Here is a 22,903-nt window from a genome sequence, read left to right as displayed (position 1 = left end):
CCCTGGTCAGGCGTTGACGTATGTGCGGATGGCACCCAGCAGTTCTTCACGCGTGAATGGCTTGGTCAGGTACTGCTCCGAGCCGACGATGCGCCCCCGCGCCTTGTCGAACAGGCCGTCCTTGGACGACAGCATGATCACCGGCGTCGACTTGAACAGCTGGTTGCCCTTGATGAGCGCACAGGTCTGGTACCCATCCAGGCGCGGCATCATGATGTCGACGAAGATGATCTGCGGCTGTTGGTCGGCGATCTTGGCCAACGCCTCGAAACCATCGGTCGCGGTCACCACCTCGCAGCCTTCGCGCTTGAGCAGTGTTTCCGCCGTCCTGCGTATGGTCTTCGAATCATCGATGACCATGACGCGTAACCCTGCGAGTTCCCCACCCGCAGCCATGTATTCAGTCATTACCTTTCCCCAAGCGCGCGACGCGTGCACTGATCCGGCGTCGCTGCGAAAGCGTATCTATATCCCAATACCGGCGCGCGCTTCAAGCATCCCCATCCCGGCCCCGCCGCGAGCGCCTCCCGCCGGCCCGGTGCCGGGCATTCTGCGCAAACCCGGGGCGGCCCGCCGCCCGGCCGGACACTGCGTTGCGCTGCCCGGGGCAGGCATTGGGCGGCCATTGTCGCTACCATCATCGGCCTGCCCGCCAGGTTGCGACCATGCCGTTGAATGTCATCGTGGTGATGGACCCCATCGCCCATATCAAGATTGCCAAGGACACCACCTTCGCGATGCTGCTGGAAGCCCAGCGCCGCGGCCATGCCCTGCACTACGTCAGCCCCGGCGGGCTGGCCCTGCGCGACGGCCAGGCCATCGCCCGCACGGCACCGCTGCAGGTGCGCGAGGACAAGAACGACTGGTTCACCCTGGGCGAGTTCAGCCAGACGGTCTTCGGCCCCGGCCAGGTCGTGCTGATGCGCAAGGACCCGCCGGTGGATGCCGAATTCATCTACGACACCCACGTGCTCAGCGTCGCCCAGCAGGCGGGGGCGATGGTGGTCAACGATCCGCAGGGCCTGCGCGACTACAACGAGAAGCTGGCCGCCCTGCTGTTCCCGCAGTGCTGCCCGCCGACGCTGGTCAGCCGCCGCAACGCCGACCTGAAGGCCTTCGTGCTTGAACACGGCCAGGCTGTTCTCAAGCCGCTGGACGGCATGGGCGGGCGCTCGATCTTCCGCAGCGGCACCGGCGACCCGAACCTCAATGTGATCCTGGAAACCCTGACCGACGGCGAGCGCACGCTGGCCCTGGCGCAGAAGTTCATCCCGGACATCACCGCCGGCGACAAGCGGATCCTGCTGGTCGATGGCGAGCCGGTGGACTACTGCCTGGCGCGGATTCCGCAGGGTGACGAGTTCCGCGGCAACCTGGCCGCCGGCGGCCGCGGCGAAGGCCGCCCGCTGAGCGAGCGCGACCGCTGGATCGCCGCCCAGGTCGGGCCGGAGATGAAGCGGCGCGGCATGCGCTTCGTCGGCCTGGATGTGATCGGCGATTACCTGACTGAAGTAAACGTCACCAGCCCGACCTGCGTGCGCGAACTCGACGCCCAGTTCGGGCTGAACATCGCCGGCACGCTGTTCGACGCGATCGAGGCCGGCCTGCCGCGATGAGCGCCAGCGTCGTCCCGGCCCCGACGTGGCAGGCGCGCGAATCCCAGCGGCTGGGCGCGACCCTGACGCTGTCCGTGCTCGTGCACGCGCTGCTGCTGCTCGGGGTGGGCTTTGCGGTGAGCGACAACGCGCCACTGGTGCCGACCCTGGATGTGATCTTCAGCCAGACCCAGACCCCGCTGACGCCCAAGCAGGCCGATTTCCTGGCCCAGGCCAATCAGCAGGGCGGCGGCGACCACGACAAGGCCCAGCGCCCGCGCGACAACCAGGCCGGGATCGTGCCGCAGGCGCAGGCAGGGCTGTCACCCGTCCCGCAGCAGCGCCAGGAGGCGGCCAGCGTGCCGCCGCCGCAGACCCGTGTGGTCAACAGCCGCAATGGCACCGACACCATCGCCGAGGCGCAGCCACAGCCGCTGCCCGAGCAACCCCGCCCGGATGTACCGATGACGGCCCGCGAGCAGCGCGATGTGGAGATGGCGCGGCTGGCCGCCGAAGTGCACCTGCGCTCGGCCCAGTACGCCAAACGCCCGAACCGCAAGTTCGTCTCGGCCAGTACCCGCGAATACGCCTATGCCAATTATCTGCGCGCGTGGGTCGACCGCGCCGAGCGCGTCGGCAATCTGAACTACCCCGATGAGGCACGCGCCCGCCGGCTCGGCGGCCAGGTGGTGATCACCGTCGGTGTGCGCCGCGATGGCACGGTCGAAAGTGCCCGCATCCTGCAGTCCAGCGGCACGCCGTTGCTGGATGAAACCGCGCTGCGCGTGATCACCCTGGCACAGCCGTTCCCGCCACTGCCCAAGACCGAAGATGCGATCGACATCCTGCAGGTGACCCGCACCTGGGTGTTCCTGCCTGGCGGCGAGCTGCGCGACGACCGGTGATCGGGCGCGGATCGTGCGCAGGGTCGTGCGCAGGGTCCAGCCACGCATGGCGTGGCTCTACGAGAACGCCGCGCAGGTAGTGCCACGCCATGCGTGGCTGGGGCTTACGATGCGATGCGCAGCTCGGCGCTACGAGGCCGCCTGCGTTACGAGGCCGCCTGCTTCGCCGCCCGCGCCGCCTGCTGTTCCACCAGGGTCAGTGCCACGTTGTTGCGCAGATACGCCGGCTCCACCAGCTCCGGTGCCACGCCCTCGCCGCGCTGGAAAGCGGGCACCGCCAAGGCCAGCACGTCCGAGGCACGCGGCAGCGCCAGCGCGTCCACGCCGGTCAGTTGATCGGCCAACCGCGTCGCCAGCACGCCGTCGGCCGCGCCGAAGCCAGTCCCCACGCCGAACCAGCGCGTGCCCTCGGGCAACACCACCTGCTCCGGCGCGCACACGCTCTCCTCGCCCTGCAGCTGCCACTGCCCGTCCACGCGGAGGTGGCGTGCGGCATAGACCTCGCCCATGCGCGCGTCGATGCTGGCCAGTACATGATCCGCTTCAGCCGGGGCACGCAGCGCCAGCGCCTGCAGGGTGGAGACCGCGATCAGCGGGCGGTCCAGCGCCAGGGCGATCCCCTGGGCGATGGCGATGGCCAGCCGCACGCCGGTGAACGCGCCCGGCCCCCGCCCCAACGCGATCGCATCCAGCTGCGAACGGGCCACCCCCGCCTCGGCCAGCAGCGCCTCGGCCCAGGGCAGGCTCAGTTCGGCGTGGCGGCGCGGGGCGATCTCGAAGCGCTCACTGACCTGCCCATCCATATACAGGGCGACGGAACAGGCTTCGGTGGCGGTTTCAAAGGCGAGCAGTTTCATGGCGGTCAGAACAGGGAAGTGGGAAAGTCATCGGTGGACGGCAGACGTTGCACGGACTGCGGTGATGCAGGCGCAGCGACGGGTGTGGGGTCAGCGACGGGCCATTGTGGCGCAAAGAAGGACTGCACATCGGCCAGCGAACGGGTACGTCGGAACGGCGGCAGTGAATCCAGGAAAATCCGGCCATAGCCACGGCTGAGCAGGCGTGGATCGCACAGCACCAGGACACCGCGATCGGTTTCGCTGCGGATCAGGCGGCCCACGCCCTGCTTGAGCGCAATCACCGCCTGCGGCAGCTGCTCATCGCGGAACGGGTTGCCGCCGTCGCGGCGGATTGCATCCAGCCGCGCTTCGAACACCGGATCGTCCGGCGCGGCGAAGGGCAACTTGTCGATCACCACCACGCTGAGCGCATCGCCCACCACGTCTACGCCTTCGCGGAAGCTGGCCGAGCCCAGCAGGACGCCGTTGCCCGATTCACGGAAGCGCTGCAGCAGGGTCGCGCGCGGTGCCTCGCCCTGCACGAACAGCGGCCACGGTGCGTCGCGCAGCGCCTCGGCCGCTTCGCGCAGCGCGCGGTGCGAGGCGAACAGCAGGAACGCGCGGCCGTGTGAGGCCTCCAGCACCGGGGTCAACGCTCGGATCAATGCGGTGCCAAAGCCGCGCGCGGCCGGATCGGGCAGATCGGTCGGCAGATAGCACAGCGCCTGTTGGGCCCAGTCGAACGGGCTGGGCTGCAGCAGGCTGACCGGATCATCCAGGCCCAGCCGCTGGGAAATATGCTCGAAACCCCCGTCCACGGTCAGCGTGGCCGAGGTGAATACCCAGGCCGCCATCGATCGCTGGCGATGCTCACGCAGCGGACCGGACACATCCATCGGCGTGCGCTGGCAGCGGAAACCGCGCGGTGTCAGTTCATACCAGAGCACCTCCGCTGGCGGCGGCGCTTGGTCCGGATCGGTGTCGAAATCCAGCATCGGTGCATCGTCGCCCAGCCAGCGCGACAACCGCGAGACCGCTTCCATGGCGCGGGCATGGCAGGCGTCCAGGCCGGGCGACGCCTCGCGCACGCCGGCCAGCGCATCGCGCAGCTGGACCAGCGTGCTCATCGCGGCATCAAAGCCATCACGCACCTGCGGCACGGTCAGCGCGCGCCACTGGGTGCCGCGCGGCGGCAGGCCATCCATCGCCACGCGCAGGTCGCGCAGGGTCTGCTCCAACGCGGCCGCAGGCTCCTGCAGGGCGGCCTGCGCACCGGCCACGCTGCGACTCTCGGCCAGGCAGTCGCGTGCCAGCTCCTGCCACGGGCGCATGCCGAAGCCTTCGCCGAAAAAGTTGGCCGCCAGTTCAGGCAGCTGGTGCGCCTCGTCGATCACGAACGCCTGCGCGCCCGGCAGGATCTCGCCGAAGCCTTCCTGCTTGAGCGCCAGATCGGCCAGCAGCAGGTGGTGGTTGACCACCACCACGTCGGCCGCCTGCGCCCGCTGCCGTGCCTGCACGACGAAGCAGTCATCCCAGAAGGGGCACTCGGTGCCCAGGCAGTTATCGACGGTGGAGGTCACCATCGGGTACAGCGGCGAGTCCTCCGGCAAGGCCTCCAGCTCGGCCATGTCGCCGAACTTCGTACGGCCGGACCAGGCCAGGATGCGCTGGAACTGCGCGACCTGCTCAGGGGAACTGAAGCGGGGCTCGCCCCGGGCCTGCTGCAGCCGATAGCGACACAGATAATTCGCGCGCCCCTTCAGCAGCGCACTGCTGTGGCCCACACCGAGCGCGGCCCGCACGCGCGGCAGATCGCGGTGATACAGCTGATCCTGCAGCGCGCGGGTACCGGTGGAGATGATGGTCTTCAGCCCGGACAGCAGCGCGGGCACGAGGTACGCATAGGTCTTGCCGGTGCCAGTGCCGGCCTCGGCCAGCAGGACGTCGCGCTGGTCGAACGCTTCGGCGATCGCCGCGGTCAGGCGCAGCTGGGCCGGGCGCGGAACAAAGGCATCGAGCTGGCTGGCGAGCGCACCGCCCTCACTGAGGGCATCGCGGCTGGCGTGGGCAAGTTGGGACATGACGCAATGATAAAGGGTGCCGACCGATGCCCGGCGCTACGCCGTCACGCATCCGACTGCATCGCCCCTATCAGTAGCGCATGATCCCCGGCACCGTGCAGCCGTCCAGCTGGGCATGCGCCGAGGCCGCGTTTTCTTTCTCACCCCGGGCCAGACGCGCCTGCTCGATCGTCGCCCAATGGCGACGGCACAACGGGCCGGTCTTCGAACCGAGTTCGACCGACTTGCGGGCGAACGTTTCCGCCGCCGCCCAATCGCCCTGCAGCAGCGCGATCTCGGCACGGTCCTGCAGCACTGACGGGTCCGAGGCCATGATCGCCAGCGCCTGATCGAGCGCCGCCGCAGCGCCGGTCAGATCGTTGGCCTGGCGACGGGCATGCGCGGCCTGGCGCAGGTCTTCCACCTCGCTGTCGCGCAGCGGCTGCACGGCCAGCTCTTTGTCGTCATTGCCCGCGGCGGCATCCACGGCGGCCAGGCGCTGGGCCGGCGTGGTGGTGTCGACCGGTGCCTTCACGACCGGCGGTGGCGTGACGCAGGCCGCCAGCGCGAGGCACAGTGTGGCAAGCGACGTGGAACGGATCAGGAAACGGGTGGTCATGCAGGCAGGCCTCGATCAGGGTTGACGCGCGGGGGTGGCGGCCGGTGCATTCTGCGCCGGTTCGGGGGCGGGCTCGGGCTTTTTCTCCAGGCCGAACCAGCTGCGCCAGCCACCGCCTTCACTCTGTTCGCCGCCCTCCCCTTCCGGCAAGGCGCTCGGCGCGGTGCACGGTACATAGGCCGGGGTGTAGCCGACCACGAACGGGAAGCGACGGGCGCCCGGGCAGGCTTCATCGGTGGTGGCCGTGCCGCTGGCCTCCACGTACTGCCAGTCCAGGCCCTTGTTGCTGACCTTCAGCGGCGAGCTGGGCAGGCGCTGGAAAATGCCGGACCAGACCCGCATCGACCCGGTCGCGCCATACAGCCCGGCTTGTTCATTCTGGTCGTTGCCCATCCAGATCACGGCCAGATGGTCACCGGTGTAGCCGGCGTACCAGCTGTCGCGGCCGTCGTTGGTGGTGCCGGTCTTGCCCGCCGGCTGCAGGCGGCCCAGGCCGTCGGCGTTGAGGCGCTGCGCGGTACCGCTGGCGACGACCTGCTGCAGACCGATGCTGATCAGGTTGGCGGCAATCGAGTCACCTTCCTGCGCCGGCGCCGGGGTCTTGTCGTAGCGCTTCATCAACTTGCCCTGCGGATCGAGCACGCCACGCACCGCATGCAACGGCTGGATCTCGCCCCCGGAGGCCAGGAACTGATACAGCTGGGCCATCGCATACGGGCTTTGATCCGTGGAGCCCAGGATCACCGCGGGATTGGGCTCGGCCTTGATGCCGGCCAGAACATGGATCAACTGCGTGACCCGCTCCGGGCCAACCTGCATGCCTACCCGGACCGTGGCCTGGTTGTAGGAATGGGCCAGCGCGTCGATCAGGCGGACCGTGCCGTGGCTGCGGTTGTCCGCGTTGCCGGGTGACCACTGCTTGCCGCGGCTGAGCTGCACCGTCACCGGCGAATCGTCGACCCAGCTGGACAGCGAGTAGCGGTCCGGCTGCGCCAGCGCCAGCAGATACACGAACGGCTTGAGCAGCGAGCCGACCGGGCGCTGCGCCTCGATGGCCCGGTTGAAGCCCGGTTCGGACACATCACGGCTGCCGACCACGGCCAGCACATCCCCGTTGTGCACGTCGGTCAGCACCAGGCCGGCCTGCAACGCGGGACGGCGCTTGCTTTCCAGTGATTTGATCGTCTTGGTGACCGCACCTTCGGCATAGGCCTGCGCCGAGGGCGCCATGCCGGTCATCACGCTCAGGCCGGCGCCCTGCAGCACCGACTCGGGGTAATCGTGGCCGAGCTGGCGACGGACCAGATCGACATAGGCCGGGAAACGGTTGGCCGCGATCAGGCCCGGGGTCTTGGGCACGCCCAGCGGTGCATCGACCGCACGCTTGTACTCGGCATCGTCGATCAGGTTGGCTTCGCGCAGCTTGCCCAGCACGAAGTTGCGGCGATCCAGCGCGCGCTCGGGATTGCGGCGCGGATCGTAATACGACGGGCCCTTGACCAGGCCGATCAGCAGCGCGACGTGCTCGGTATTGAGCGAGGCCAGATCACGCCCGAACCAGAACTCCGCGCCCGAGGACATGCCGTGGATGGCCTGGCTGCCACGCTGGCCCAGGTAGACCTGGTTGAGGTAGGCCTCCAGGATGGTGCGCTTGTCGTAGCGCGCTTCCATGATCAGCGCGTACAGCACCTCATTGAACTTGCGGGTGACCGTCTGCTCTTTGCCGATCCCGAGCAGGCCGCTGCGGGCCAGCTGCTGGGTCAGGGTCGAGGCCCCCTGCCGGCTCTGGCCACCAGAACGCACGGTCACCCAGATCGCGCGGGCGATGCCGCTCAGGTCGATGCCGTGGTGCCGGTTGAAGTCCTTGTCCTCCACTGCCTGCAGGCCGGTGACCAGCAGTTCGGGGGTCTCTTCGATCCGCACCAGCCGCCGCTCTTCCTGCTTCTGGCCGTACAGCGTGGCGATACGGGCCGGATCCAGGCGCGCGGCCTTCAGCGCCTTGCGGGTGTCGGGGTCACGCAGCGAAGCGATCGACCCGCCGGACAAGCTCAGCTCGACGCGGCGCGGGGCGACCCGGCCGTCAACGTCGTTGTAGCCACGGCTGGAGATGACGAAACGCCCCCCCTCCTGCGTGTATGTGGCCGGTGATTTGCCGATCCCGTCATCACGGTACGCCGAGGCCGCCAGCTCGGTCTTGAGCGTGGCCGCATCCATCGCCACGCCGGGCGCCAGCGGCAGCGGGCGCGCATAGACACGCGTGGGAATCTGCCAGCGCAGCTCACCGAAGCGCTGGGTGACCTGTTGGTTCAGGTACACCGTATAGGGGATCAGGAAGCCCAGCCCCAGCGCGACAGCCGCCATGCTCCAGGTGATCAACCGGCGCCGCCACAGCGGCCCGCGGCTTTCGGTGTCGTCTTCGAACTCGTCGATGTCGTCGGAATCGTAGCGTCGGGGCACGGGGATGCGAGAATATGGATTCCGGCGAGTCTAACGCAGCCACCGCGAGCGGCGCGTTCTCCCGGGTTCCCCCGCTTAAGCTGGAGTTGCAACGGGATGTCGATGTCCTTGGCCGATGCTCGCTATTTCCTGAACCGCATGCGTGGCCTGTTCCGTCGCAGTCTGGCCAGTCTGCGCACCCGGGGCTGGCGCGCGACCCTGCAGCGCATCCGGGTGCATACCCAGGCCGTGCCGACCCCGCGTGGCGCGCCGTTGTACCTGCCCGATGCCGTGCCCTTCTCGCCGTTCGCGCTGCCGGCCAGCGACCACCCGGTGGTCAGCATCATCATTCCGGTCTACAACCACGCTGCGCACACGCTGGCATGCCTGCGGGCGCTGGCCGCGCATCCGCCGCAGGTCGCGTGCGAGATCGTGGTGGTGGACGACGGCAGCAGCGATGAAACGACGGCCTGGATGCCGCAGATCAACGGCCTGCGCTATGAAGTGCGGGCAAGCAACGGCGGCTTCATCGAGGCCTGCAATGATGGCGTGGCGCGTTCGCGTGGCCAGTACATCGTGCTGCTCAACAACGACACCGTGCCGCAGCCGGGCTGGCTGGATGCCCTGCTCGCGACCTTCGCGCGGGTGCCGCGCGCGGGCCTGGTCGGTTCACAGCTGCTCTATCCCGATGGTCGCCTGCAGGAATCGGGCGGCGTGATCTTCCAGGACGGCAGCGGCTGGAGCTATGGCCGCTTCGAGTCGCCCGAGGATCCCCGCTACAGCGCCCTGCGCGATGCCGACTACTGCTCCGGTGCGGCGGTGATGATCCCCCGCGCCCTGTGGGATGCGCTTGGCGGTTTCGATCTGCGCTACAAGCCGGCGTATTACGAAGATACCGATCTGGCGTTCGCGGTACGCGCCAGCGGCCACCGCGTGCTGGTGCAACCGGCCAGCCGCGTGGTGCATGACGAAGGCACCAGCAATGGCACTGATACCGGCAGCGGGATCAAGGCCTACCAGGTCCGCAACCGCAGCGTGTTCGCCGCCAAGTGGGCCGATGCACTGAAGGCGCAGCCGGCGGTCGGCAGCGTGCCCGCGCCGGCCCTGCTGCACCGTGCCCAGCGTCAGGTCCTGATCCTGGATGAAGAGGTGCCGCAGCCGGACCGCGACTCGGCCTCGCTGCGCCAGTACAACCTGATCCGCATGCTGCTCGAGGAGGGCGTGCATGTGGTGTTCGTGCCGACCCGTCGCGAGCATGGCGGCGCGGCGACCGAGGCGCTGCAGGCGCTGGGCGTGGAGGTCTGGTACGCGCCTTACCTGGCCGGCGTCGCGCCGTGGCTGCGCGCCAACGGCGCCCGCTTCGACGTCGCGATGATGGTGCGCTATCACGTCGCCCACGAATGCCTGCCGCTGCTGCGCAGCTTCGCGCCGCAGGCGCGCACCGTGTTCGACACCGTCGATCTGCATTACCTGCGCGAGCGACGCGGCGCGGAGATCGCGGGGGATGCCGGGCTGCTGCGCAATGCCGAGCGCACCCGCGCGCGCGAGCTGGCGGTGATGGCGCAGGTGGATGTGACCGTGCTGGTCAGCGCAGCCGAGCGTGAACAGCTGCGCGTGGATGCCCCGGGTGCGACGGTGGAACTGATCTCCAATCTGCATGAAGTGGCCGGTGCCGGACCGGACTGGGCCGAGCGTCGCGACCTGGTCTTCGTCGGTGGCTTCCGCCATCCGCCGAACCTGGATGCGATGCAGTGGTTCATCGGCGAGGTGTTCGCGCGGATCCGCGCGCAGCTGCCCGACATCCGTTTCCACTGCATCGGCGCAGCGGTGCCCGATGCCCTGCGCGAGCTGGCCGCCACCCAGCCGGGCGTGGAGATACACGGTTTCGTGCCGGACGTGGTGCCTTACATGGATGGCGTACGCATTGCCGTCGCGCCGCTGCGCTTTGGTGCCGGGGTCAAGGGCAAGGTCAATCTGAGCATGGCGCATGGCCAGCCGGTGGTCGCCACGACCTGCGGTGTCGAAGGCATGCACCTGCGCGATGGTGAGGATGTGCTGGTCGCCGATGATGCCGAGGCGTTCGCGCAGGCGGTGGTCCGGCTGTACCAGGACGAGGCCTTGTGGCGCCGGCTCTCCAGCGCCGGGCTGCAGAACATCGTGGATCACTTCTCACTCGATGCCGCGCGCACCACGGTGCAGCGGGTGTTCCTGGCCTAGCTCGCCGCCCCGCCGCCGGCGCTGCGCAGGCGCTCGGCGAATGCCGGCAACTCGGGCAGGTCCGGTTGCCAGCGGCGCGCCTGCATCAATGCCTGCTGCGCGAAGACGATGTCGCCCGATCCCAGGCGCTCGCTGCCGATGGCCAGCCAGCGCTGCGCCAGCCGACGACGCGCGGCGGCCTGGCCGGCATCGTTGCTCGACAAGGTCTGCCAGGCATCCAGACAGGCGCCCGCCGCCAACACACGGTTCTCGCGCAGCCGATCCTCGAAACACTGCCGGCTCGCCGGCAGCAGGCGCTGTGCGGCCGCCCGCACGCGCGGATCCTGTGGGGCGACGCCTTGGGCTTCACGCAGGGCGTCGTAGGCACTGCGACCGGGAGGATCTAGAAACTGTCCGGCGCCCTCCGCTTCGTCCAGGCGCGCGAGCAGACGCTGAAGAGTGCGTTCGCGCTGGGCTCGCGGCACTGCCGGGGTCGTCAATGCCGCCTGGGAACGGCGGGCCTGGTCGATCGTATGTCGCACCGTCTCGAGCGCACGCGTGGACGCCCCCAGCGCTTCGGCTGCCTGCAGCGACTGGGCGGCCTCGTCGAAACGGAAATTGCCGGCCTGTCGGGTCGCCCGCATCAGCTGAGCGTCGGCGACCTGCAGCTGCCCACGGTGCGCGGCAGGATCATCCGGCATTGCCGAGAGCACCGCAGCGAAGGCCGCTGCCGCCGCCTCGAGCTTCTGCCGACGCAGTGCGGTCTCGCCCTCGCGCTGGCGGCGTTCCAGCGCGTTGTTCACGGCTTCCTGGGTAGCCGGCAGGTCGACATGCCCGGCATCGAAACCACGGGCGCTGCGCACCAGCGCCGCCGCGCGTGCAACATCGCCGCCCTCCGCTGCAGTGCGTGCCTGCTGCAGCAGATCGGACAGCGCGTCCTCACGCCCTTCCAGCGCGCGCAGTTGGTTGGGCATCAGCGCCAGCACCTGCTGGAACAGCGGCAACGCGCTATCCGGGCTGCCATCCAGTCGTTGAGCCTGCAGGGCCGCTTCGGCACGGCCGAGCAAGGCGCCGATCCCGGCGCGAGCCTGATCACGCTCCCGAAGCTGCTGGGCCAGCGCATCGGCATCGCGTTGCGGCACCTGCAGGTCGCGGGCCAGCGCCAGGGCGGCGGTCGCTGCGGCATGATCGCCGTGGTTCAGCGCATCGTGCGCCTGTTGCAACGCCGCCTGGCCGGTCCGTGCGAGTCCGGTACGCGCCTGCAGCCGATCATTGTCCAGCGCCAACGCCGCCTGGTACGACTCGCGCGCACCACGACCGTCCGGGAGCGTCAATTTTCCCGCCGCCAGGGCACGATCGCCCTGATCGAGCAGCTGCTCGATCTGCGGCTCGTTCCAGAACCAGTTGGCCAAGGGCCGCCGCAGCAACGCCAGGCTGACGAACAGCAGCACCGCCACCAGCGCCGCCCAGCGCCAGATGCGGCGGGCGTGGCGCGCCTGCAGCCACCACCAGCGACCCTCGCGGCGTACCCGCCGCAGCGCCTCGTGCGCGGCATCATGCCTGTCATCGTCCCGGCTCATGCCACGAGCCTAGCGTGGGGCACGTGAGGTCAGCCTAGACGCCGGGCTTCGCTGACGCCGGGCAGCGCGTCCAGCTTGCCCAGCAGGGTGGAGAGCTGCCCGTAATCGCTGACCTTCAGGCGCAGGCGCAGATGCGCCCGGCCACTGTTGCGGACGTTGTCGCTGTGGATGTCCAGCACGTAGGCATCCTCCTGCGCGATCAGGTTGGTGATGTCCTTCAGCAGCCAGCGCCGGTCGACCGCATCAACCACGACGTCCACTTCGTAGCCACCGCCGGCCTGGCCCCACTCCACCGGCAGGATGCGCTGTGGACTGGCGGCCGCCAGCCGCGCCAGCGCGGCGCAATCGGTGCGATGCACGGTGACGCCACGGGCGCGGGTCAGGTAGCCCACGATCGGCTCACCAGCCACAGGCTGGCAGCACCGGGCGAGCTGCACGAGCAGATTGCCCACGCCCTGGACGGTGAAGTTGGCGCTGCGCACGCTGTCACGCCGCGCCGTCGGGCGCGGCAGCGCGGGCATCGCCGGCTGGCTGGCGGCACGCTCGGCTTCCAGCAGCGTGCGGCTGACCTGGTTCGGTCCGGTGTCGCCCAAGGCCACCTGGATGTAGAGATCATCGACGCTGTCGGCGTGGAACTTCTTCACGGCGATCGACAGATCGGCGTGCTGCAGGCCGAGGCGCTTGAGTTCCCGCTCAAGCAGTTCGCGACCGGCCTGCACATTGCGCGCACGGTCCAGCTTGTGGAACCAGCCGCGCACCTTGTCGCGCGAGCGGTTGCTGGCCAGGAAACCGCCGGAGGCGAGCAGCCAGTCGCGGCGCGGGTCGGCTTCTTTACCGGTCAGGATCTCGACGCGGTCGCCACTGCGCAGGCGGTAGGTCAGCGGCACGATGCGGCCGTTGACCTTCGCCCCGCGGCAGCGGTGCCCGACCATCGTGTGCACGTGGTAGGCAAAATCCAGTGGTGTGGCGCCCTGCGGCAGGTCCATCACCTCGTCCTTGGGGCTGAGCGCGTAGACCCGGTCTTCGGTCAGTTCGGCATCCAGCGCACCGGCCAGCTCGCCGGCGTGGCCCTCCTGGGATTGCTCCAGCAACTGCCGCATCCAGGTGATCTTGCGATCGAACGCCTTCTCCGCGCCCTTGCTGCCTTCCTTGTAGCGCCAATGCGCGGCGACACCGAGCTCGGCCTGGGCGTGCATGTCATGGGTACGGATCTGCACTTCGATGGTGCGCCCTTCCGGACCGACCACGGCGGTGTGCAGCGAGCGGTAGTCGTTGGCCTTGGGCCGCGCGATGTAATCATCGAATTCGCTCGGCACCGGCGCCCACAGCGCATGCACCACGCCCAGCGCGGCATAGCAGGCGGCCACGTCGTCGACCATCACGCGTACCGCACGGATGTCATACAGCTGCTCGAAGGCCAGCCGCTTCTTCTGCATCTTCCGCCAGATGCTGTAGATATGCTTCGGGCGGCCGCTGACCTCGGCGCGGATGCCCTGCGCCAGCAGCTCACGCGAGAGCGCCTTTTTGACGCCTTCGACGTAGCGCTCGCGCGCCAGACGGGTTTCATCGACCTCACGTGCGATGCGACGGTAGGTTTCCGGCTCCAGGTGACGGAACGCCAGATCTTCCAGCTCCCACTTCAACTGCCAGATGCCGAGCCGGTTGGCCAGCGGCGCGTGGATGTCGCGGGTGAGCTGGGCCAGCGCGCGGCGCTCTTCTTCGGGCAGCCGATCGGCACCGCGCATGCGGGCCAGCTGGCGGGCGAGCAGGATCGGCACCACGCGCAGATCGCGGATGATCGACAGCAGCAGCCGGCGCAGGCCTTCGCTGTTGCGCCCGGCCTCGCGCCCGGCGTGCAGCGCCCAGACCTGGTCGGCCGCATCCTGCCCATCGAGCAGGCCGACGATCACCGGCTTGAGCGCACCCAGCGGCAGCGCATCCATCCCCGCACGCAGCCACGGCAAGTCGAACAACAGCGTGGCCAGCAGCGCCGACTCGTCGGCAGAGAGCAGCGAGAGGGCATCGAGGGTGTCGGCCAGCACCGGCCAACCCACGCGCATGTCCGGATTGGCCTCGGGCAACTGCCAGCGCTGCAGCAACGCATCGCGCAGTTCAGGCGGCAGCGAGGCCACCGAGGGACGGTTCAACAAGGCATCCAGGCCGGGGGCAGAAGCGCGGTTCACAGCATCGTACAGACAGGACAGAGGCCACCTACACTAGCGCCGCAGCGCCCCCCCTACAATCGCCGTCGCCTGCATGTGCACATGCCGGGGCGCTGGCACTACACTGCGGCCATTCCTAGGAGAGACCCTGCCATGCGCTATTCCCGTCTGCGGTTGTTGGCCTGTGCGGCCGTTCTGATGAGTCTTTCGCTGCCGGCCCTGGCCCAGCGTGTGGTCGACGGTGATCTCCAGCAGCAGATGTCACCGGCCGAGTTCAAGGCGGCCGGGCTGGACAAGCTGAGCCCGCAGGAAATGGCGTCGCTCAACAACTGGCTGCAGGGCAAGGTGGCCGCGGCAGCCGCCGATGCACGCGAGCAGGTGCGTGAGCAGGTGCGCGAACAGGCCCGCGAAGAAGGCCGCCAGGAGGTCATCGTCAAGAACCGCGGCTTCTTCGACTTCGGCAGCAAGGATCCCATCGACAGCACGCTGCCGGGCGAATTCACCGGCTTTGGCAAGGGCCGCACCTATACGCTCGCCAATGGACAGGTGTGGGAGCAGACCGATGCGGCAGCCGTGGGCAGCGTGCGCAGGACCGATGCAAAGGTGTCGGTCATTCCGGGCATTTCCGGCGTGTGGTATCTGCGCGTGGAAGGCATCAACACCCGCGCCAAGGTCCGACGCGTCAAGTAATCCCGGCGCCCCGTGCCGTCACGGCACGGGGCGCCAGCCGGATCAGGCCTTCTGCAGCGCCGCCACGCGCTGGGCCAGCTTCTTGGCCGAAATGCCGGTCCTGGCACCCAGCTCCTGGGCGAACAGCGACACCCGCAGCTCTTCCAGATCCCAGCGCAGGTCCTGCCATTGCGGCCGCTGCCGCAGACCGCGCGCCTCGGCCTGGGCCAATGCGTCCACGAACGGCCGCAGTTCCAGCATTCGTGCCTGGTCGCGCGGTGGATCGCGCTTGGCACGTTCGGTGCGCAGGATCATGGCGCGCAGGTAACGCGGCAACTGCGCCAGGGCATCGGCCGGAGTCTCGCGCAGGAAGCCGGGATGGACCAATGCCGCCAGCTGCTGCTCCATGTCATCGAGATTGCCACGTGCCCAGCCCATCAGCGGCGCCTCCAGCTGCGGCTTGAGTTCGGCCACATGGGCCAGGATGTTCTCGGCCAGCTTCAAGCGGGCCATCGCCTCGCCGAACAGCGCCTTGCCCGCCTCCGCGCTGCGCTTGGCGAACGCAGCCGGGTCGCGGATATCACCGAGGCCATCGGCGAGCACGGCATTCATCGCGGCATCGACCAGGTCGCCGCGCAGGCGCTCCTGCGATTCGATCGCGGCATACAGCAGCCCGGTCTTGGGCGGCACCGGCAGCTGCTTGCGTGCCTGCTTGGCCTTGTCGGCCAGCGCGATCTCCAGCAATCGACGTACGCCGAGCGGATGCTGCTCCAGCGCCTCGTTGCGATCGGCAAAGATCTTCAACGCGGCGGTCTCGCCCTGGTCGACCAGGGCCGGGTAGGCCGGCACGCCCGCTTCGCCGGGCACCTGCAACGGAATCGGGCTGGCCGGGAAATCCCGCAGCCCGTCGGCCGCCAGCGCCCGGCCGGCGCGTGCGGCAAAGGCATCACCGGCCTTGTCACCGAAGCGGGCGCGCAGTGCATCCAGATCGCGCGAGGTCGCCAGCACCTTGCCATCGGCATCGCGCAGCCGCAGGTTCATGCGCAGATGGGCGTCCAGCGCTGCGTCATCGAAATCGGACGCGGCCAGCTTGGCACCGGTCGCACGCGACAGGAACCGTGCCAGCTCGCCACGGATGTCATCGGCGGTCGGCTCGGCAAACGCTTCGGCGAACGCGCGCCCGAAGTCCGGTGCCGGCACATAGTTGCGGCGCATCGCCTTGGGCAGGCTACGGATCAGGGCTGCAGCCTTGTCGGCTACGAAGCCCGGCGCCAGCCACGACAACCGCGCCGGATCGAGCGCGTTGAGCAGGTGCAGTGGCACCTCCAACGTGACGCCATCTTCGTCGGCACCCGGCTCGAAGGTGTAATGCAGCGGCAGCCGTGCATCACCCAGCGGCAGGTACGCGGGATACCGTTCGGCGTCGCTGCCCTCGCCCGGCAGCAGATCGGCCAGTGTCCACGACAGCGCGCGGCGTTTCTCCGGCGCCAGCGCCTTCCACCAAGTGTCCAGGCCCATCGCCGAATGGATCTCGGCCGGGATCCGGTCCAGGTACCAGCGCGCCTGCCAGCCTTCGTCGGCGACGATGCCGGCGCGGCGCAGCTTGGCCTCCTCTTCGCGCGCCTGCTCCAGCACCTTGAGGTTGTCGGCGACGAAGCCGGCACGGGTGTTGATTTCGCCAGTCACCAGAGCCTGACGCACGAAGATGTCGTGCGCTTCGCCCGGTGCGATGCGGCCATAGTGCACCGGCTTCTTCGGGGCCAGCACCAAGCCGAACAGGCTGATCTGCTCCGAAGCCAGCACCTGGCCCTGCGCGCGCGACCAGTGCGGGTCGAAGTGCTTGCGCAGCAGCAGGTGGGGCAGCTCATTGATGACCCAGTCCGGCTCGATCGCCGCGTTGGTCAGGCCCCAGATCTTCTGGGTATCCAGCAGCGTCGCGGTCAACAGCCACGGCGGCGGCCGCTTGGCCAGGGTCGAGCCCGGGAACGGCAGGAAGCGGCGCTGGCGCGGTGCCAGGAAGTCGCCCTTGTCGCTGCGGTGGCCGATCTGCGTGGGCAGGCCGGCGATCAACGCGCGGTGCAGGGTCTGGTAGGCAGCGGCGCGCACTTTGTCGCTGAAGGCGTTGCGCGCCTCCGCGTCGACACCCTTGACCGGCGCCACCTTGCTCTCGACAGGCGTCGGCTCGGATTTTCCTTCACGGGCCAAGCGCGCGGCACGATGCTGCTGGCCGCGCGTCGCCTTGATCTTCGCCTCGTCATCGCGTGCCGGTGCCGGTGCGGAAGAACCGGCCAGCAGCGGTGCCAGCGAGGTCTCGGCGGGCTCCTCGCTCCAGCCCAGCTCCTCGCACAGCACGCGCAGTTGGCGATGCAGCTCCCGCCACTCGCGCATGCGCAGGAAGCCGAGGAAATGCCGGCCGCACCAGTCGCGCAGCTTGGACTGGGTCAGGTCTTCATGGGCTTGGCGGTAGCCATCCCACAGCCGCAGCACGCCGACGAATTCCGAGCGCCCATCGGCGAACAGCGCATGCGCGTTGTCGGCCGCGGCGCGCGCTTCCGGCGGGCGTTCGCGGGGGTCCTGGATGCCCAGGAACGAGGCGATCACCAGCATCGGGCGCAGGCAGCCCTGCGCCTGCGCGGCGACCAGCATGCGGGCCAGTTTCACGTCCACCGGCAGGCGCGCCATCTGGCGCCCGATCGGGGTCAGGCGACGCTCGGCATCGACCGCACCCAGTTCCCCCAGCTGCTGCCAGCCATCCGCGACGGCACGCTCGTCCGGGGCCTCCAGGAAGGGAAAGTCTTCGATCCGGCCCAGGCCCAGCTGCAGCATCCGCAGGATCACCCCGGACAGGCTGGAACGGCGGATCTCCGGATCGGTGAACTCGGGGCGCGACAGAAAATCCGCTTCGGAATACAGCCGGTAGCAGATGCCTTCGGACACGCGGCCGCAACGGCCTTTGCGCTGGTTGGCGCTGGCCTGCGAAACCGCTTCGATATGCAACCGGTCCAGCTTCTGGCGCGGGCTGTAGCGCTTGATGCGGGCGAAACCGGGGTCGATCACATAGCGGATGCGCGGCACCGTCAGCGACGTTTCGGCCACGTTGGTGGCCAGCACGATGCGCCGGTTGGCGCCCGGGTTGAACACCAGGTCCTGGTCCTTGACCGACAACCGCGCATACAGCGGCAGCACATCGGTGCCACGGTACTTGCGTCGTTCCAGCGACTGGTGCGCATCGCGGATTTCGCGCTCGCCCGGGAAGAACAACAGGATGTCGCCACGCGGGTCGATCCGGGTGATTTCATCCACCGCCGCGACCACCGCATCATTGACGGTGCGCTCGCCATCGCGCCCACCGTCGGCTTCGCCACCGCCCTCACCTTCCAGCGGCCGGTAACGCACCTCCACCGGGAAGGTACGGCCTTCCACGCTGATCACCGGGGCATCGTCGAAATGCTGCGCAAAGCGCGAGGTGTCGATGGTCGCCGAGGTGACGATCAGCTTCAGGTCCGGGCGCTTGATCAGCAGCTGCTTGAGATAGCCCAGCAGGAAATCGATGTTGAGGCTGCGTTCGTGCGCCTCGTCGACGATGATCGTGTCGTAGTTGGACAGCCAGCGGTCGCTGCTGATCTCGGCCAGCAGGATGCCGTCGGTCATGAATTTGATGCGGGTATCGTCACCGACGCGATCGGTGAAGCGCACCTGGTAACCCACCGTGGTGCCCAGCTCGGACTGCAGTTCCTGCGCGACGCGGGTCGCCACCGCACGTGCGGCGATCCGTCGCGGCTGGGTGCAGCCGATCATGCCGGCGGTGCCACGGCCGGCGGCCAGGCACAGCTTGGGCAGCTGGGTGGTCTTGCCCGAGCCGGTTTCACCGGCGATCACCACGACCTGATGGTCGCGGATCAGCGCGGTGATGGCCTCGGCTTCACGCGCAATCGGCAGTTGCTCGTCCAGAGTGATGGCCGGCTGATTCAGCGCACGCGCTTCACGGCGCTGCACGGACGCCTGCAAGGCCTGCTCGAACGCCGCCGCCAGCCCCGTATCCGCCGGTTTGGCCCGCCAACGCGAGAGCATCCCCAGCAAACGACCGCGGTCGCGGCTCATGGCGCCGTTGATGGCGGCCTGCTGCTGGGCCAGGCGTGCTGCATGTGGTTTTTCGATAGCGCTCATCAATCGATTCGTTTAGAACTTTTGTTTACTACTGAAAGGGTAGTCTGATCTATTGTGAAGGCCATCCGATTCATCCCATCCATAAGGAGTTCTCCCATGGCGAAGACGACCAAGACCACGGCAAAGCCCAAGACTGCCAAGCAGAAGCTCGGCGCGGCGGCCCCGTCGGCCCCGAACATCGATATCGGGATCAAGGAGGGCGATCGCAAGAAGATCGCCGATGGACTGTCGGCCTTCCAGGCTGATGCGTTCACGCTCTACCTGAAGACCCACAATTTCCATTGGAACGTGACCGGGTCGATGTTCAACTCGCTGCACACCATGTTCGAGACCCAGTACACCGAACAGTGGGCGGCCCTGGATGACGTAGCCGAACGCATCCGTGCACTGGGCTTCAATGCCCCGGGCTCGTACCGCGAGTTCGCGGCCCTGACCTCGATCGCCGAGGAGCCGGGCCTGACCGACAGCGCGGACTGGCGTGAAATGGTACGCCAGTTGGTCACCGCCAACGAGGCGGTGTGCCGTACGGCGCGCAAAGTGCTGGATGTGGCCGACGATGCGGACGACGCGCCGACCGAGGATCTGATGACCCAGCGTCTGCAGACCCACGAAAAGTACGCCTGGATGCTGCGTTCGCTGCTGCAGTAAGAATGTGTTTTTGGCGGGCTTGGTTGACTGACGGCAACGGCAAAGGCTTTGGCTGACGGGGTCTCCGTGTTGGCGAGCGGGGGCCAGGCCCCTCCGGGACGCGCCGTAAACCCATCCTTGGGGGCTCGTCGTGCGCCATCCATGGCGCACGACGGTCCCGTCAGGGCCTGGCCCCCACTCGCCAGACAGATCAGGATGGACGGTTGGGCAAGCCAGAGCGGCCTCTTTGGCAAGCGGTAACAGGCCACAGGTCACAGGCAAGCAACAGCAGACAGGCGCCGATTGGCGCCTGTCTGCGTTTGACTGGCGCGTGACGGGCTCTGGACTGGCTCTCCTTTGAAGACCAGCCAAGTGTCGATGGCGCGGTGTGGGTGGGTCTGCAGGACCGTTGTGCGCCATGGATGGCGCACATCGAGCCCCCATGGACGGGTTCACGGCGGGTCCAGCAGACCCACCCACACCGCGCCAACCCCGCAGGAGGACACGCCCGACGCTTTGCGCCTTCAGCTCTGCCTCTGGCTCTGGCTCTGGCTCTGGCTCCGGCCTCGGCTTTCCTACAGACCGATCCGGCATCAGAGGACACGGCCCGTAGCCTTGGCAAGGTAAACTAGCGCGATGTCTTCCCGCCCCGCGCACGACCTGCTCAGCCGCATCTTTGGTTACGACGAATTCCGCGGTCCGCAGCAGGCGATCGTCGAGCATGTCGCCGCCGGCAATGACGCGCTCGTCCTCATGCCCACCGGCGGCGGCAAATCGCTCTGCTACCAGGTCCCCTCCCTGCTCCGCGACGGCACCGGCATCGTCATCTCGCCACTGATCGCCTTGATGCAGGACCAGGTCGAAGCCCTGCGCCAGCTCGGCGTCCGCGCCGAATACCTCAACTCCACCCTTGATGGCGAAACCGCCGCCCGGGTCGAGCGCGAACTGCTTGCCGGCGAACTGGACATGCTCTACGTCGCCCCCGAGCGACTGCTGACCGGCCGCTTCCTCTCGCTGCTCTCGCGCAGCCGGATTGCCCTGTTCGCCATCGACGAAGCTCATTGCGTCTCGCAGTGGGGCCACGACTTCCGCCCCGAATACCGCCAGCTCACCGTCCTGCACGAGCGCTGGCCCGACGTCCCGCGCATCGCGCTGACCGCCACCGCCGATCCGCCGACCCAGCGCGAAATCGCCGAACGCCTGGACCTGACCAACGCCCAGCACTTCGTCAGCTCCTTCAACCGTCCCAACATCCGCTACACCGTCGTCCAGAAAGACAACGCCAAGCGCCAGCTGCTGGACTTTCTCAAGGTCCACCGCCAGGAAGCCGGCATCGTCTACTGCATGTCACGGCGCAAGGTGGAAGAAACCGCCGAGTTCCTGTGCAAGGAGGGCATGAACGCCCTGCCCTACCACGCTGGCCTGCCGGCGGAGGTACGCGCCGCCAACCAGCGCCGCTTCCTGCGCGAGGACGGCATCGTGATGTGCGCCACCATCGCCTTCGGCATGGGCATCGATAAACCGGACGTGCGCTTCGTCGCGCATACCGATCTGCCCAAATCGATGGAAGGGTATTACCAGGAAACCGGCCGCGCCGGCCGTGATGGCGAGCCCGCCGAAGCCTGGCTCTGCTATGGGCTCGGCGACGTCGTGCTGCTCAAGCAGATGATCGAACAGTCCGAAGCCGGCGAAGACCGCAAAACGCTCGAACGTTCCAAACTCGATCACCTGCTCGGCTACTGCGAATCCATGCAGTGCCGCCGTCAAGTCCTGCTGGCCGGGTTCGGGGAAACCTACCCCCAGCCCTGTGGCAACTGCGACAACTGCCTGCTGCCACCGGATGCCTGGGATGCCAGCGTTGCCGCCCAGAAGGCACTGAGCTGCGTCTACCGCAGCGGCCAGCGCTTCGGCGTGGGCCACCTGATCGACATCCTGCGCGGCGGCGACAACGAGAAGGTGCGCCAGTTCGGACACACCGAATTGAGCACCTACGGCATCGGCAAGGATCTCGACGCCCGCACCTGGCGCAGCGTGTTCCGCCAGCTGGTCGCCTCCAGCCTGCTCGAGGTGGACAGCAGCGCCTACGGTGGCCTGCGCCTGACCGATGGCAGCCGCGAGGTGCTCAAGGGCCAGCGCAAGGTCATGATGCGCCGCGAGACACCCAAGGCCGCCCGCGAGCGCGACCGCAGCGGCCAGCGCACCGGCCTGTCGGTGCTGCCGCAGGACCTGGCCCTGTTCAATGCCCTGCGCGGCCTGCGTGCCGAACTCGCGCGCGAGCAGAACGTGCCGGCCTTCGTGATCTTCCACGACAGCACCCTGCGCAACATCGCCGAACAGCGTCCCACCAGTGTCGATGCGCTCGGCCGGGTCGGCGGCATCGGTGGCACCAAGCTGGCCCGCTATGGCGATCGCCTGGTCGAGATCGTGCGCGAGGAAGGCTGATGCCCGGGCAAGCCCGCACGAACCGGCCTCCAGAGTTGAACCACGTGTTCAGCCGCAGGTGCGACCGCCCGGATTTGGCAGTAAGGTGAGCCCCATGTCCGCAAGTGGCCTGCTCCTGCGAGTGGTATTGATGCTCAGCCTGTTGCTCAACGGGCTGAACGTCGCCATGGCCGGTCCCATGGCGCTGGCCATGGCCGAACCGACCCGAACCAGCACACCCGGCCCGCCCTGCCATGGCGATGCACCGATGCCTGCCGCGCACCATCACGACGCCATGGCCACCGCCGACACCGGCGTCCAGGCCCCGCACGATGGCGACCATTGCAAGATCAAGGACTGCCTGCGCAGCTGTGCCCAGCAGCCCAGCCTGACCGTCCAGATCGCGTGGATCGCCACGCCGCCACCGTTGTCGCGGGCACCGATCCTGACCGCGCATCCGTCGCGGCCGATGCCCCCGCTGGACCGCATCACCCGCCCTCCGATCGCCTGATCCACCGCGCGCTGCGAGCGCCGGCCTCAGGCTCTGCCCACGCGCCCCGGCGTGTGTGCGATGACGGCACCACGTGTGCCATTTGAATCGGATTCGGAGTTGCAATGTCTTTCCCA

15 protein-coding genes are annotated in these 22,903 nt (G+C 68.3%); 7 read left to right on the top strand and 8 right to left on the bottom strand.

What is annotated here, in order from left to right:
* Positions 1-6: 6 nt before the first annotated feature.
* Entirely contained in the window at positions 7-408 is a 402-nt protein-coding gene (gene pilG / locus K4043_RS09780; protein WP_121039045.1) for a twitching motility response regulator PilG, read from the bottom strand.
* Between the two features lie 257 nt (positions 409-665).
* Between pilG and gshB the strand changes: the two genes are divergently transcribed.
* Positions 666-1,616, top strand: coding sequence for a glutathione synthase (gene gshB, locus K4043_RS09775; protein ID WP_123730425.1), 951 nt, complete (start codon positions 666-668; stop codon positions 1,614-1,616).
* Positions 1,613-2,500 (top strand): energy transducer TonB, encoded by an 888-nt coding sequence (locus tag K4043_RS09770; protein WP_265309170.1) that lies wholly within the window; start codon positions 1,613-1,615, stop codon positions 2,498-2,500. The genes gshB and K4043_RS09770 overlap by 4 nt, the downstream gene beginning before the upstream one ends.
* A 146-nt stretch (positions 2,501-2,646) precedes the next feature.
* Here the strand turns inward: K4043_RS09770 and tsaB are convergent, their stop codons facing one another.
* The 4 genes from tsaB to mrcB form a co-directional block, all read right to left on the bottom strand.
* Entirely contained in the window at positions 2,647-3,357 is a 711-nt protein-coding gene (gene tsaB / locus K4043_RS09765) for a tRNA (adenosine(37)-N6)-threonylcarbamoyltransferase complex dimerization subunit type 1 TsaB (RefSeq protein ID WP_265309168.1), read from the bottom strand.
* A 5-nt stretch (positions 3,358-3,362) separates the two neighbouring features.
* Complete coding sequence (locus K4043_RS09760; RefSeq protein ID WP_123730422.1) at positions 3,363-5,420, bottom strand: ATP-dependent DNA helicase; 2,058 nt, start codon at positions 5,418-5,420, stop codon at positions 3,363-3,365.
* Between the two features lie 70 nt (positions 5,421-5,490).
* Positions 5,491-6,018, bottom strand: a complete 528-nt coding sequence (locus K4043_RS09755) for a hypothetical protein (protein ID WP_265309166.1) — start codon at positions 6,016-6,018, stop codon at positions 5,491-5,493.
* 15 nt (positions 6,019-6,033) lie between these two features.
* A complete protein-coding gene (gene mrcB, locus K4043_RS09750; protein WP_123730420.1) occupies positions 6,034-8,475 on the bottom strand; it encodes a penicillin-binding protein 1B in 2,442 nt (813 codons plus the stop codon).
* A 96-nt stretch (positions 8,476-8,571) separates the two neighbouring features.
* Between mrcB and K4043_RS09745 the strand changes: the two genes are divergently transcribed.
* Positions 8,572-10,671: a glycosyltransferase gene (locus K4043_RS09745; protein WP_265309164.1), complete on the top strand. Its 2,100-nt coding sequence runs from the start codon at positions 8,572-8,574 to the stop codon at positions 10,669-10,671.
* On the opposite strand, the gene K4043_RS09740 is transcribed toward K4043_RS09745, so the two are convergent.
* Positions 10,668-12,230 carry a hypothetical protein gene (locus K4043_RS09740; RefSeq protein WP_265309162.1) on the bottom strand — a complete coding sequence of 521 codons (1,563 nt, stop codon included), beginning with the start codon at positions 12,228-12,230 and terminating at the stop codon, positions 10,668-10,670. The genes K4043_RS09745 and K4043_RS09740 overlap by 4 nt on opposite strands.
* 29 nt (positions 12,231-12,259) lie before the next feature.
* Positions 12,260-14,413 (bottom strand): bifunctional (p)ppGpp synthetase/guanosine-3',5'-bis(diphosphate) 3'-pyrophosphohydrolase, encoded by a 2,154-nt coding sequence (locus K4043_RS09735; RefSeq protein ID WP_265309161.1) that lies wholly within the window; start codon positions 14,411-14,413, stop codon positions 12,260-12,262.
* A 132-nt stretch (positions 14,414-14,545) separates the two neighbouring features.
* Here K4043_RS09735 and K4043_RS09730 point away from each other — a divergent pair, with 132 nt between their 5' ends.
* Positions 14,546-15,082, top strand: a complete 537-nt coding sequence (locus K4043_RS09730) for a hypothetical protein (protein ID WP_265309160.1) — start codon at positions 14,546-14,548, stop codon at positions 15,080-15,082.
* A 42-nt stretch (positions 15,083-15,124) separates the two neighbouring features.
* On the opposite strand, the gene hrpA is transcribed toward K4043_RS09730, so the two are convergent.
* Positions 15,125-19,228, bottom strand: coding sequence for an ATP-dependent RNA helicase HrpA (gene hrpA, locus K4043_RS09725; RefSeq protein ID WP_265309159.1), 4,104 nt, complete (start codon positions 19,226-19,228; stop codon positions 15,125-15,127).
* A 96-nt stretch (positions 19,229-19,324) separates the two neighbouring features.
* On the opposite strand from hrpA, the gene K4043_RS09720 reads away from it, so the two are divergent.
* From K4043_RS09720 to K4043_RS09710, 3 genes are all read left to right on the top strand, one after another.
* Positions 19,325-19,876: a Dps family protein gene (locus K4043_RS09720; RefSeq protein ID WP_265309158.1), complete on the top strand. Its 552-nt coding sequence runs from the start codon at positions 19,325-19,327 to the stop codon at positions 19,874-19,876.
* Between the two features lie 615 nt (positions 19,877-20,491).
* Entirely contained in the window at positions 20,492-22,297 is a 1,806-nt protein-coding gene (gene recQ, locus K4043_RS09715; protein ID WP_265309157.1) for a DNA helicase RecQ, read from the top strand.
* A gap of 94 nt (positions 22,298-22,391) precedes the next feature.
* Positions 22,392-22,787, top strand: coding sequence for a CopL family metal-binding regulatory protein (locus K4043_RS09710; protein ID WP_265309155.1), 396 nt, complete (start codon positions 22,392-22,394; stop codon positions 22,785-22,787).
* Positions 22,788-22,903: the final 116 nt, after the last annotated feature.

Origin of the sequence: Stenotrophomonas sp. SRS1 (assembly GCF_026130205.1) — a bacterium.
GTDB lineage: Bacteria > Pseudomonadota > Gammaproteobacteria > Xanthomonadales > Xanthomonadaceae > Stenotrophomonas > Stenotrophomonas rhizophila_B.
This window is presented reverse-complemented; position numbering and strand designations above follow the sequence as displayed.

Coding starts and splice junctions, on each gene's coding strand:
- K4043_RS09770 (WP_265309170.1), top strand. CDS start 1,613: ATGAGCGCCAGCGTCGTCCCGGCCCCGACGTGGCAGGCGCGCGAATCC.
- K4043_RS09755 (WP_265309166.1), bottom strand. CDS start 6,018: ATGACCACCCGTTTCCTGATCCGTTCCACGTCGCTTGCCACACTGTGC.
- K4043_RS09745 (WP_265309164.1), top strand. CDS start 8,572: ATGTCGATGTCCTTGGCCGATGCTCGCTATTTCCTGAACCGCATGCGT.
- K4043_RS09740 (WP_265309162.1), bottom strand. CDS start 12,230: ATGAGCCGGGACGATGACAGGCATGATGCCGCGCACGAGGCGCTGCGG.
- hrpA (WP_265309159.1), bottom strand. CDS start 19,228: ATGAGCGCTATCGAAAAACCACATGCAGCACGCCTGGCCCAGCAGCAG.
- K4043_RS09710 (WP_265309155.1), top strand. CDS start 22,392: ATGTCCGCAAGTGGCCTGCTCCTGCGAGTGGTATTGATGCTCAGCCTG.
- K4043_RS09760 (WP_123730422.1), bottom strand. CDS start 5,420: ATGTCCCAACTTGCCCACGCCAGCCGCGATGCCCTCAGTGAGGGCGGT.
- pilG (WP_121039045.1), bottom strand. CDS start 408: ATGACTGAATACATGGCTGCGGGTGGGGAACTCGCAGGGTTACGCGTC.
- K4043_RS09720 (WP_265309158.1), top strand. CDS start 19,325: ATGGCGAAGACGACCAAGACCACGGCAAAGCCCAAGACTGCCAAGCAG.
- tsaB (WP_265309168.1), bottom strand. CDS start 3,357: ATGAAACTGCTCGCCTTTGAAACCGCCACCGAAGCCTGTTCCGTCGCC.
- K4043_RS09730 (WP_265309160.1), top strand. CDS start 14,546: ATGCGCTATTCCCGTCTGCGGTTGTTGGCCTGTGCGGCCGTTCTGATG.
- recQ (WP_265309157.1), top strand. CDS start 20,492: ATGTCTTCCCGCCCCGCGCACGACCTGCTCAGCCGCATCTTTGGTTAC.
- gshB (WP_123730425.1), top strand. CDS start 666: ATGCCGTTGAATGTCATCGTGGTGATGGACCCCATCGCCCATATCAAG.